This window comes from Rahnella sp. Larv3_ips (genome assembly GCF_003697865.1).
In the GTDB taxonomy this organism is placed as follows: Bacteria; Pseudomonadota; Gammaproteobacteria; order Enterobacterales; family Enterobacteriaceae; genus Rahnella; species Rahnella rivi.
On the sequence record NZ_MJIB01000002.1, the window covers coordinates 1 to 12,074 of the forward strand.

At 49.3% G+C, this 12,074-nt stretch carries 10 protein-coding genes and 1 rRNA gene; 5 read left to right on the top strand and 6 right to left on the bottom strand.

Annotated elements, in window-relative coordinates:
- Nucleotides 1-390: 390 nt before the first annotated feature.
- Together ED901_RS00010 and ED901_RS00015 are read left to right on the top strand one after the other, a co-directional pair.
- Nucleotides 391-1,263, top strand: coding sequence for a winged helix-turn-helix domain-containing protein (locus ED901_RS00010; protein ID WP_240993849.1), 873 nt, complete (start codon nt 391-393; stop codon nt 1,261-1,263).
- The gene (locus tag ED901_RS00015) at nt 1,250-1,807 is read left to right on the top strand and encodes a FidL-like protein (RefSeq protein ID WP_122094094.1); all 558 of its coding nucleotides are present in this window, start codon (nt 1,250-1,252) and stop codon (nt 1,805-1,807) included. Before ED901_RS00010 ends, ED901_RS00015 begins: the two co-directional genes overlap by 14 nt.
- Before the next feature lies 1 nt (nt 1,808).
- On the opposite strand, the gene ED901_RS00020 is transcribed toward ED901_RS00015, so the two are convergent.
- The 5 genes from ED901_RS00020 to ED901_RS00040 all read right to left on the bottom strand — a co-directional run bounded on the left by ED901_RS00020 (nt 1,809) and on the right by ED901_RS00040 (nt 7,112).
- Nucleotides 1,809-2,081, bottom strand: a complete 273-nt coding sequence (locus ED901_RS00020; protein ID WP_056782512.1) for a helix-turn-helix domain-containing protein — start codon at nt 2,079-2,081, stop codon at nt 1,809-1,811.
- 25 nt (nt 2,082-2,106) lie between these two features.
- The gene (locus tag ED901_RS00025) at nt 2,107-3,078 is read right to left on the bottom strand and encodes a fimbrial protein (RefSeq protein ID WP_122094096.1); all 972 of its coding nucleotides are present in this window, start codon (nt 3,076-3,078) and stop codon (nt 2,107-2,109) included.
- A gap of 55 nt (nt 3,079-3,133) precedes the next feature.
- Entirely contained in the window at nt 3,134-3,871 is a 738-nt protein-coding gene (locus ED901_RS00030) for a molecular chaperone (RefSeq protein ID WP_122094098.1), read from the bottom strand.
- A 48-nt stretch (nt 3,872-3,919) separates the two neighbouring features.
- On the bottom strand, nt 3,920-6,433 hold the full coding sequence (locus ED901_RS00035; RefSeq protein WP_122094100.1) for a fimbria/pilus outer membrane usher protein: 2,514 nt from the start codon (nt 6,431-6,433) through the stop codon (nt 3,920-3,922).
- A 94-nt stretch (nt 6,434-6,527) separates the two neighbouring features.
- A complete protein-coding gene (locus ED901_RS00040; RefSeq protein ID WP_056782516.1) occupies nt 6,528-7,112 on the bottom strand; it encodes a fimbrial protein in 585 nt (194 codons plus the stop codon).
- Nucleotides 7,113-7,801: 689 nt separating this feature from the next.
- On the opposite strand from ED901_RS00040, the gene acs reads away from it, so the two are divergent.
- Genes acs through actP form a run of 3 tightly spaced genes read left to right on the top strand, consistent with a single transcriptional unit; the run spans nt 7,802 to nt 11,790 of the window.
- A complete protein-coding gene (gene acs / locus ED901_RS00045; protein ID WP_122094102.1) occupies nt 7,802-9,763 on the top strand; it encodes an acetate--CoA ligase in 1,962 nt (653 codons plus the stop codon).
- Between the two features lie 54 nt (nt 9,764-9,817).
- A complete protein-coding gene (locus ED901_RS00050; RefSeq protein WP_056782518.1) occupies nt 9,818-10,129 on the top strand; it encodes a DUF485 domain-containing protein in 312 nt (103 codons plus the stop codon).
- Nucleotides 10,126-11,790, top strand: a complete 1,665-nt coding sequence (gene actP, locus ED901_RS00055; protein ID WP_122094104.1) for a cation/acetate symporter ActP — start codon at nt 10,126-10,128, stop codon at nt 11,788-11,790. The genes ED901_RS00050 and actP overlap by 4 nt, the downstream gene beginning before the upstream one ends.
- Before the next feature lie 193 nt (nt 11,791-11,983).
- On the opposite strand, the gene rrf is transcribed toward actP, so the two are convergent.
- Nucleotides 11,984-12,074, bottom strand: a 5S ribosomal RNA gene (rrf, locus tag ED901_RS00060); the annotation flags it as partial.

The following is a 12,074-nucleotide window of genomic DNA, read 5'->3' on the forward strand; positions in this document are numbered from 1 at the left end:
GTCCGAGTCCGGGCACCCTGTTTAAAGAAACCCGCCTATGGCGGGTTTTTTGCTTTCTGAGGTTTATGGCATTTTTTCTGTGTAACAACACCATCTACACCGTCATACCCTCTCCCGGATCCTGATAAATGACGCACTACTAAAATTCCGTACGTGATTTATAGCTTTTATCACAATAACGTCCTGCCAAAAAAATATGTTTTGTCGTTAAGACTTATCTCAGGTCACGTGTAAACTATTCGGACACAATTCTATTTCATTAATAGAACGGGTTTATACTGGCTGGCCGTACTCACGGTATATAAAGGCAAATGACAACAGCATAATGGCACTTAATTACCTGATGCAGTGAAAATTCAGGATATTCAAGACAGGGAGAAAGGGATGCATATGATTTATCTGATTGAAAATCAAATAGTCTTTAATCCGGAGGATAACTCACTTTCATTACTGAGCGACGCTGAAAGTAACATCACGGTATCTAATCCTGCGCGGAGAATATTATCCCTGTTAATTGAGCAACAGGGTACCGTTGTACAGCGTGAAACATTCTTTAAAAAAGTATGGGATGACTATGGTTTGACAGCCAGTAATAATAACCTCAATCATTGCATCAGCAAATTACGTAAAGTGATTTCCACACTGGGTTATGTCGATGAATTCATCGTCACTGTGCCTAAGGTCGGTTTTATCATCAGAAAAGAAACGACTATTACGCTGCAGTCGGGGCTGGACCTGCCGCAGGAAAAAGACACTTTTCTGCCGGAGGAAGCGTTCAGTGCGCCTGAACCCCCTGTCACCCTGCACGAAACGGCACCTTCAGTACCTGAAACATCAGAAGCTCAGGAGCCAACATTCGCGGCTACACATAAAGAACATCGTAAAATATACTTAATTATCAGTGTTTTTACGTTGATCATTCTGACAACCTGGGGGCTGTATATTTTACACAGCGTGATGATTGATCCTAAAGCGAAGCTTTTGGTAGCTAACATCGGTGCCTGTGAACTTTACTCCACCGCGCCAGTATCCGGGGCCAGAAAGGCGGAGTTCCTCCAACTGGCACAAACCTTTATGATGAAACAAAAAATCCTCTGCTCTCCGGGAAATATTTTCATATTTCAAAGTGAGCAATTCATTACGCCTGTTGATACAGGATCAGTTCGTGACTTTATGGCGCAGTGCAGCACTAATGAATCGCATAACATCAACATTTGCATCAGCTATTATGCAAATGACAGGACAACGCATGATCAGTTTTAAAAAATGGCCATCGCCCGGTCTGCAGAACATTCTGCTTACATTATTACTGGTTGGGTTATTGCCTGGCATAGTTATATACGGCAATTTATTGAAGAATGATAAAGCCGCCTTTCCTGTCAACACATCCTGCCGGGGAAATATGATTGTTGACGCCCTTTATGATGATCAACGGGCACGGATGACGACATCCTTCTACTTTAGTTTTCTCGACAATAATAAAATCTTGATCTCTCTCAGCGGCACGGGGTATTTGTATGATCGCAGCGGTAAGGTGATTGAGCGAAAAACGATCCTGAGGAATATTTATTATCGTTATGTGCATGAGAGTAAATACACTAACACCTACTCACTTACCAGTACCCAAATAAATACCGACAGCGTTGATAATATGGACTGGAGGATGTCCTCACTTTTATTGATGAACAGTTTTTTTATGGCGGGCCAGACTGACACGCTGGTGCTCAAGAAATACGATGACAACACCATGTTGATCGAGAGCAACCAGTCACCGCTGACCATGTGCGTGTTTAAAAACGATCTCTGAGTTATTTGTAATACAGGTAAAGATGGAAGCCGCAGGCCTGCGCATAACGTGTCAGGGTGTTAAAGCTGGCCTGCGCCGGACGCTTTTCAAGGCGCGTGATCGCCGGAGGCGTCACGCCGAGACGCCTGGCCAGCTCGGTTTTACTTAACCCCGCATCTTCCCGCAGGGTTTGCAGCATCGCGTGAATCTGAGTTTCGGCTATGAGTTCCGGTGCCTGTGCTGAGTAAACCGGTTCTTCCAGCGCTTGCGCACGCAGCTTGGCGGTTCTAAACATGTCGTTCTCCCTGTACTGAAATGGGTCAGTAATAGTTGATCTTGACGATCACTGACGCGTCAAACTGCCCAAGTGAAAGTGTTTTCCCTGGTATCGCGCTGAGTTTTGCTGTGAAGTTTTTGGTGACTTCATTGACGTTGTTCAGTTCAGCAAAGTTGTCGTAGCGATTGAAGGTAATCGCCTGTTCTTTCTCGTTATAAAGCATCAGCTTCGCGCCGTTCGACAGGTCAATGGCGGTGTTATCAAGTAAAGGACTGGCCGTTGAGAATTCGGCCTGAAGTGAGAAATTATCCAGACATCCCTGCTTTACCGCCTTGATAGCAAAGGGCAGCGAAATCCCGGAGGAGCGCGAAAGCGTGGTGCTTTGAATCGCGCCAAAATCAACGATCTGCGATTCCGGGTAAACCTTCAAATCTGAACCGCAGGCCAGAAAACGGATCCCCTGTAATCCCGAGAGGTTGTATTTGAGGTTTTTAGCCCCCGGTGATTTGTTGATGCCTCTGCTGCCGTCGAGCTGGAATACCGTGAACTGATCGGCCCCCTGATAATGCCCGCTGGAAGGCGCATTACCGCTGACTTTGATGTACAAGCGGAACGTGACATTCACCGTGACGTTCTGCCCTCTTTTGATGGGCGCGCTGTTGGTGCTAAGGCGCTGCTCGTTTTGCTCCAAATCCTGCCCGTTATAACTGACACCCAGCAGCAACCCTTCACCAATCGACTGGGATTTTGGGTTGAAGTAGAAATGGACGACGTCAATGATCGAGCCGAGCACATTGTCGCAATAGGCCGTCACATTAATGTCGTTCGATTCCCAAATTTTAGTGCCGACAGGTACGTTAGCGGGGATCGCCAGCTGGCCGACCGGAATGGCCGGTTTATCCACTATGCCGGTGCCTTTTTCCACACAATCGAGCGCCAGTGCACTGCCGGAAAACAGGCACAGCAGGAGAAATAGCGTCACCCGCACCCGGACTAATTTATAAATTTCAGGCATAACTCTCCCTACCTTTCAGATAAACCGGCTCATTCACACAGAGTTCGCACTGGGGTTATTTTTTGGCATCCTTGCTGATGCGCTGACATTGCATGGCGGTACACGTGTACTGATTTATCTGCAGGCCGCCGTAGTCGTCCATATAACCGATGCTGTAAGCGGCACTGACATACTGACTGCCGGTGAGTGATTCTGTGGCAAACGGCGCCAGCATGACGCTGTCAAAACCCGGCACGTTGCCTTTGTTGTCTTTGCCCAAATACCCGACGGTGATATAGAACGGCGTGGGATTCGTCAGTTTCAGCCCGTCATTGAGACGGCTTATCTGAAGCTGCTCCTGCCAGTTGCCCTTTACCAACTTGCGTAATTCAGCAGGGCGGAAGAACAATTTCACCCGACTTTGAATCGCCACCTGCATGACGTTGGCCATTTCGCTCTTTGGCGGCACTTCACGCACGTTAAAATAAAACAACGACTCACGGTCTTTAGGGAGTGCGGCCGCCTCGGGTAACTGCAAGATACGGATCTGACTCTTCTGACCGGCATCAATGCGTTGCATCGGCGGCAGCGCCACCAGGGGAGACGTGATTTTTTCGCCCTGTGCATTCTCCAGCCAGACCTGCGCCAGATAAGGTAAATCCTTGCTCTGGTTTTCAAGCATTACGCTGACAGACTTATCACTGGCGTTATAAATGATGCGTGTCCGGTCGAGATTCACGGCGGCGAGCACCGGCTGGAGCACTCCGGTTAACATGAGTAGTGCGCCACTGAATCGTAATATCAGGTTCTTCATCCGGTCATTCCTTTGCTGATTAGCTCTGTTTCATGGTTGTTTGCGCGCTCAGGTGCACGGTAATAACACCTGGCCGCTTTGCGTTGCGGTGTCTGATGGCACCTGAATGCGGCACTGGTTTTCATCTCCCCAGCGTACGGTCAGCGATTTCTCCCCGGAAACCCCGGCCAGGTAGGCCAGCCCGCCATCGCCAATCAGCCCCGCTTCAAACCCGGAACTGTTGTCGGTGACAGAAGCCCCCAGGGGCGGATGGCTGCCGTCGGCCAGACGGATCACCGCCATCAGACGTTCACCTTTGATCGCACGAATTTTGCGAAAACCAATCGCTCCTTCGGTCAGTGTCTTACTGACCACCGAGCTGTACACCTCTACGTCATCCGGTAAATGGTTTACATCGACGCGGATATCGGAGGTCTGATAGCTGGATACGCCGTTCACCACGGCGATGCCGTAATCATTGGTGACCGACGCACCGTCGCTGATTGGAATACCTTTTACGCCGGTGGACACCATCATTCGCGGTTCACTTCCCGCGCTGCTTTGATGCAATGCCGCGCCAGCCGCCGTCGCCGTCATCGAGCCATACCAGTTGGCGTTCACCGACCGGTAATCGTTATTTTTGACGCTGCCGTTCACACCAAACTGGCCATAAGGAGACATGTGCTGATAGTTGGCGCGGAAGACACCATCGCCTTTTTGCAGATCAGGGCTGCTGCCCCCTGCGCCGACGCGCCAGGTGTTATTAGGATCCTGACTGTTGTAATACGACGCGGTTTGCGAGAAACCGCCCTGCGAATCCTGTTGTGCGTCGTAGCTGACCTGTTGCCCGGAAGAGAGCGGCAGGCTGAATGACAGGAACATCTGGTTTTCATCGGTATCACGGTATTTCAGCTTACTGGCCGAGAAGGTGGCTGAAATACCGGTGAAACGTCCGATATCAAAAATTTTGCTCACCGACACGCTGTAGTTGTTGCTTGGATTTTCGTTCCAGTAGACCTTGTGCGTGGCCGACAAATACAGGGTGATCGCCGGCCACGGCAGATACTGGTTGGCAGTCACGGTGTAGGTTTGTTTATCGTCACGGGAATAGCCGTCGCCATTCACTTTGTCGAGATACTGACTGAACGACATGAAGGTTTTTTCAGTGAAACGATAGCCGGCAAAGGTGATCTGGCTGCCCGTGGAATCAAAACGCTTCGAATAGTTGGCGCGATAACTGAACCCCGTCTGCCTGCCCGCCACCGGAACCGTTGCCGATGAACGCGTCACGTCGAAAGACACTGCGCCCAGTTTTTGCAGATTTTGCCCGACGCCCAGTGCCTGCGCCTGATAATTACCGGTGGTCGAAATCAGCCCGCCGTACAACGAGAAATCATTCAACGCGCCCCACGACATTTCACCGCTGTAAAAGCCTGGCTGTAAAACGCGGTTATTGTTGCCGGTTGTCGGTTTGCCCATCGCGGTCTTGAAGCGCACCTGGCCCTTACGGGTCAGGAAAGGAATGGTCGCGGTCGTCACCTGATAGGTTGTGACGCTGCCATTTTCCTCTTCGATCTTTACGTCCAGCGCGCCCTGCACAGCTTCTGTCAGATCCTGAACCACGAACGGCCCCGGAGAAACGTTAGTCTGATAAATCACACGGCCATTCTGGCTGATACTCACTTTGGCGTTGGTTTTTGCAATACCCGTGACCTGCGGTGCATAACCGCGCAGAGATGGCGGCAGCATTCGCTGATCGCTGTTCACAGAAGCCCCGATAAAACGAAATGAATCAAAGATATCGGAATTGAAATAAGTCTGGCCGGCGGTGAGACGCGCACCAATGGAAGGCAGCGCGCGAAACAGATAGGTCTGCGTCCAGGTGAATTTATCTTTAGCCGGGCTGCCAGAGGTGCGTGAAGCTGAATATTGATAATCCGCGCGTGCCCGCCACGGCCCCAGATTGAATCCAGTGGTCCCGTAACTGCTGACGCTGGTCGAGCTGTCTCCTTGCTGTGGCATATATTTACTGCCCAGCAGGTTGTAATCGAGTAACGCGCCATTCACACCCTCATCCCATTGCGAGGGTGGCACCCAGTTTTCATCATGAAAGGTTAACCAGGCCTGCGGAATGCTGATATTCAGCGTTTGTTTTTCCTGATCGTAACGCGCAGTCACTTCCTTCTGCTGATCCAGAGAAGTGCACTGGCCCTGATGCCAGAGCGTAAGTTTTTCCCGCGCAGCCGGGGTCAGATCGAATTTATCGACCAGTGAAGGCGGTATGCACAAACGGCTGTTCTGGTTGTTAACAGAACTATCGTCTGTCGGAATATATTTTATGAGGCTTTGATCGCCCAGGGTACGGCCATTCAATACCACATCTAACAGGTATTCTCCGGGGGCGATGTAATTTGCAGTCTGAAAGCGTGAGAGATCGACATTATTACGATCAGCAGAATCAATAAAGTTAACGTTAAACTCTACCGCGAAGCTTTTGATTGAAATAAGGCATCCTGAGAAGAGGAAAATACACCCTGAAGTGATCCTCTTTACTGCTGACGCTCTGTCCAAGGCAAACAACATAATTACGCCACTTTTTTATTTTTATAGATCCAGCACGGAACCCCGATGCACCTGAAAATAAAGGGGAGAAAACTCCCCTTAATAAAAAAGACGATTACTTATAATTCAGCGCGTAAGTAGCCTGAGAAACGATCGTACCGGTTGAAACCGGCTGAGTATTCGCTTCCACACGCGCAGCAAAGACCAGCTCGTTGTTACCGGTGACCAGATTGATGTCTTTAGAGGTATCACCCACTTTCAGCAAGTCACCGTTGGCATCAATTAAACGGATGCCCGCGCCTTTCGCGCTGCCGGTATTTGCCAGCAATTCAGTGGCACTGCTGTCTGGCGTGCCGGCAAAGGAAACCGCCACTTTAGACATAGCCGGATACTCAACTGAACCCGCGGTTTGCGCGGTCAGGTTACAATCTTGCAGATGGATGGTGTAGTTAACGTTCTGAGAATATTTATTGCCGCTTTCCAATACTTTATTCGCGACCTGGCCCATATTGACATTAATGTCTTCATCGCCTGCAGCAATTGAGCATGGCGCATTAATCACGGTTCCGGTGAAATGAATACGGCCTGAGCCCTGGTCGGCACCCACAGGAGGCGTTCCGGTCGCATCTTCTGCAAAAGCTGAAGCAGAAATAAAGGCAGATAAAGCAATAATCAGTGTCTTGTTCTTGGCGTTAAACATAATTTGTCCTTGAGATTTTAACGGTAGTTATTAAGCCATAAGCTATTAAGCGATATTTTTCGCTGTACCGAAGAGAGCACCCCTCTCTTGCCAGATCAATATACTGATATTTGCTTTTTAACGTTATAATAATTTGCATAATGCAAATATTAAGAACTTTAGTCTTACATTAATATTTAAATCTCATCTTTATGAAGGGAAATTAACTTATAGGTAAAAATTATTAACATTAAATGTTACGCCATGAAGGTAAATCACTTCGGTTAATGTGCCAGATTAAGCTTTATTTAACCAAATATTTACTTTTAATCTAAATTATTTTCACTTTCGAACCGGCATTGATACATTTTTGGGGTCAGATGTCGGAAAAACCTTCATGCAGGTCAAAAAACTCGCATGTCAGGAATATTCCCTATTTCGGCAGAGATCATATTCGGCTTCTTTCTTATTTCATTATTAATGCGACTTTATGAGTAAGGATATTTTTCAGTGGTTTTTACTGCCACCGGCCATTAAAGGATCACCCTTTAATGTTTACTTATGTGGCATGTACCGCAGCGGCCTTGCCAATGTCTTGCCGGTTTAGCGCGACTTGCGTGATCTGACACCCAAAAAGCAAACAAAGGCCTGACGCAAACTACACTTAACCTTTGATTGACATATCATTAACAAATCAAAGGAGAAAAACCATGAGCCATGTTTACAAGCATCCTATTCCTGCCTCTGTTGCAGAACGTACCCTGATCACACCTGAGAAATATCAGCAGTTTTATCAACAGTCTGTAGAAGATCCGCAGGCATTCTGGGGAGAACAGGCGAAAGTTCTCGACTGGATTAAACCTTTCACAAAAGTGAAGAACACCTCTTTCGCGCCGGGAAATATCGATATTCGCTGGTTTGAGGACGGTACTCTGAATCTCGCCGCCAACTGTCTGGATCGTCATCTGGCAGAGAAAGGCGATCAGACCGCATTAATCTGGGAAGGCGATGACCCCAACGCTGAAAATAAGCACGTCACCTACAAACAACTGCATCATGACGTCTGTCAGTTCGCGAATGTGCTGAAAAATCTGGGCGTTAAGAAAGGCGACGTCGTGGCTATTTATATGCCTATGGTGCCGGAAGCGGCGGTGGCAATGCTGGCTTGTGCCCGTGTTGGTGCCGTGCATTCTGTGATTTTTGCGGGCTTTTCACCGGAAGCCGTGGCGGGACGCATTGTAGATTCAAGCGCTAAAGTCGTGATCACTGCGGATGAAGGCCTGCGTGCTGGAAGAACCATTCCACTGAAACAAAACGTAGATGACGCTCTGAAAAATCCTTCCGTCACGACGGTGACTCACTCCGTTATTTTCAAACGCACCGGCAAACAGGGTGAATGGAAGGAAGGACGTGATATCTGGTGGCATGACGCGATCTCAGGCGTCCCGGCAGACTGCCCGCCCGAAGAAATGAATGCCGAAGACCCGCTGTTCATCCTCTATACCTCAGGTTCCACCGGCAAACCGAAAGGCGTGCTGCATACCACCGGCGGTTACCTTGTTTATGCCGCACTGACCTTCAGGTACACCTTTGACTACCATGACGGCGACATTTACTGGTGTACCGCTGATGTCGGCTGGGTGACCGGCCACAGCTATTTACTCTATGGCCCGCTGGCCTGTGGGGCGATAAGCCTGATGTTCGAAGGAGTGCCAAATTATCCGACACCGGCACGCATGGCGCAGGTTATTGATAAACATAAAGTGAATATTCTTTATACCGCACCCACGGCAATTCGTGCACTGATGGCTGAAGGCGATAAAGCGATTGAAGGGACCAGCCGCGAATCGCTGAGGATCATGGGGTCCGTCGGGGAACCGATCAATCCGGAGGCCTGGGAGTGGTATTACAAAACAATCGGGAACAGCAAGTGCCCGATTGTCGATACCTGGTGGCAAACCGAAACCGGCGGATTCATGATCACGCCGTTGCCTGGCGCGACTGAACTGAAAGCCGGTTCCGCCACGCGTCCTTTCTTCGGCGTTCAACCTGCGCTGGTGGATAACGAGGGCGTGCCTCAGGAAGGCGCTTGCGAAGGCAATCTGGTGATCACCGATTCATGGCCTGGTCAGGCACGCACTCTGTTCGGTGACCATGAACGCTTCGAGCAAACCTACTTTTCCACTTTCAAAAACATGTATTTCAGCGGAGATGGTGCCCGCCGTGATGAAGACGGTTACTACTGGATAACTGGCCGTGTGGATGATGTTCTGAACATTTCTGGCCACCGTTTGGGCACGGCAGAGATTGAATCTGCGCTTGTTTCTCATCCTAAAATTGCAGAAGCCGCAGTTGTTGGCATCCCGCACAGCATTAAAGGTCAGGCAATTTACGCTTACATCACGCTGAATCATGGCGAAGAACCTTCCCCTGAGCTGTATACGGAAGTCAGAAACTGGGTGCGAAAAGAGATTGGTTCGATTGCCACCCCGGACATTCTTCACTGGACGGATTCATTACCGAAAACCCGTTCCGGCAAAATTATGCGACGTATTCTGCGCAAAATTGCAGCCGGTGACACAAGCAATCTGGGAGATACCTCAACGCTGGCGGATCCGGGCGTTGTCGAGAAACTGTTGGAAGAAAAACAATCAATGAAAGTGCCGTCCTAATTTTCACCGCCCTGGCGCGGTGAACTCTATCAATGCCTCAAAGGAGTCACTGAGATGAATGATCTCATTTATCAGAGAGTTGTAAGTAATCCGCGTTTCAGGGAGCTGGTGCAAAAGCGCAGCCGTTTTGCCTGGCTGCTTTCAGGTATTACCCTGGTCATGTACGTCGCCTTTATTTTATTGATCGCATTCGACCCGCAATGGCTGGGAACGCCCTTGTATGAAGGAGCCACCATTACGCGGGGCATTCCTGTCGGCGTCGGATTGATTGTGATTTCTTTCATACTCACCGGTATTTATGTTATTCGCGCAAATGGTGAATTTGACCGGCTGACAGCAGATATCGTCCGTGAGGTGCAGCCATGAGTGCTCGCCGTGGTTCCCTGCTTCTGTTGTTATCTCTGGCCTTTCCTTTTAGCGTATTCGCTGCAGAAGGTATTTCCGGCGAAGTGAAGGCTCAGCCTCTCAATATTGAAGCAATTGTGATGTTCCTGCTCTTCGTTGGCGCCACGCTGTACATCACCTATTGGGCCTCCAAACGAACCCGTTCTCGTCAGGACTATTACACTGCAGGCGGTAAGATCACCGGGCTGCAGAACGGTATGGCAATTGCCGGGGACTTTATGTCTGCGGCTTCTTTCCTCGGGATCTCCGCGCTGGTGTATACCTCGGGTTACGACGGATTAATTTACTCCATCGGTTTCCTGATTGGCTGGCCGATCATTTTGTTCCTGATCGCCGAACGTCTGCGTAATTTGGGCAAATATACCTTCGCAGATGTGGCATCTTACCGCCTTAAACAGAAGCCTATCCGCGTACTTTCAGCCTGCGGTTCATTGGTTGTCGTCGCTCTGTATTTGATTGCTCAGATGGTGGGTGCCGGTAAGTTAATTCAACTCCTGTTCGGCCTGAACTATCACGTGGCTGTGGTGCTGGTTGGGATCCTGATGGTGCTCTACGTCCTCTTCGGCGGCATGCTGGCAACCACATGGGTTCAGATCATTAAAGCGATCCTGCTGTTAGCCGGTGCCACATTTATGGCCGTCATGGTCATGAAGTCCGTCAACTTTAACTTCAATACGCTCTTCACCCAGGCGGTCGCAGCCCATCCGAAAGGTATCGCGATCATGAGCCCAGGAGGGCTAGTCTCTGATCCCATATCGGCATTGTCGCTGGGTCTTGCGCTGATGTTCGGGACCGCAGGTCTGCCACACATTTTAATGCGTTTCTTCACCGTAAACGACGCCAAAGAAGCCCGTAAAAGCGTGTTCTATGCCACTGGATTTATTGGGTATTTTTACATTCTGACCTTCATTATTGGCTTTGGTGCAATAGTGCTGGTGGGGTCTAATCCGGCATTCAAAGATGCAAGCGGCATCTTGCTTGGCGGGAACAACATGGCCGCTGTGCATCTGGCAGATGCCGTCGGTGGTAGCTTCTTCCTCGGTTTTATCTCTGCTGTTGCATTCGCAACGATCCTGGCGGTAGTCGCCGGCTTAACGCTGGCAGGTGCTTCAGCGGTATCTCATGACCTCTATGCGAGCGTAATCAAAGACGGTAAAGCAACGGAGAGAGATGAATTACGTGTGTCGAAAGTAACCGTGATTGTTCTGGGTATTGTCGCTATCGGATTGGGTATTTTGTTTGAAAAACAAAACATTGCCTTCATGGTGGGATTAGCATTCTCGATTGCAGCAAGTTGCAACTTCCCGATCATCATACTCTCGATGTATTGGGCGAAACTGACAACGCGTGGAGCAATGGTTGGGGGATGGCTCGGATTACTGACGGCTGTGATCCTGATGATTCTGGGACCTACGATTTGGGTACAGATTTTGGGACATGCGAAACCAATTTATCCTTATGAGTATCCGGCATTATTCTCCATGATCGTTGCATTTGTCGGCACCTGGTTCTTCTCGATTACGGATAATTCTCTGGAAGGACAGAAAGAGAGAGAGCGTTTTTATCCTCAGTTTGTTCGTTCACAGACCGGGATCGGCATATCACAGAGCTCTAATCACTGATTTATGCTTAGTAAGCGGTAAAAATACAAAAGGCCACCGACAAGGTGGCCTTTTATTTACAGATATATCTTCAACTTCCCCACACTAAAAACTGCAAGTCATGGCAGAGCTTTCTCATCGTGGAATAAATTACCTGATCACATAAAAGACAAAAGCCCCGTACTTGCGTACGGGGCTTTTGTCTTTTATTGATGCCTGGCAGTTCCCTACTCTCGCATGGGGAGACCCCACACTACCATCGGCGCTACGGCGTTTCACTTCTGAGTTCGGCATGGGGTCAGGTG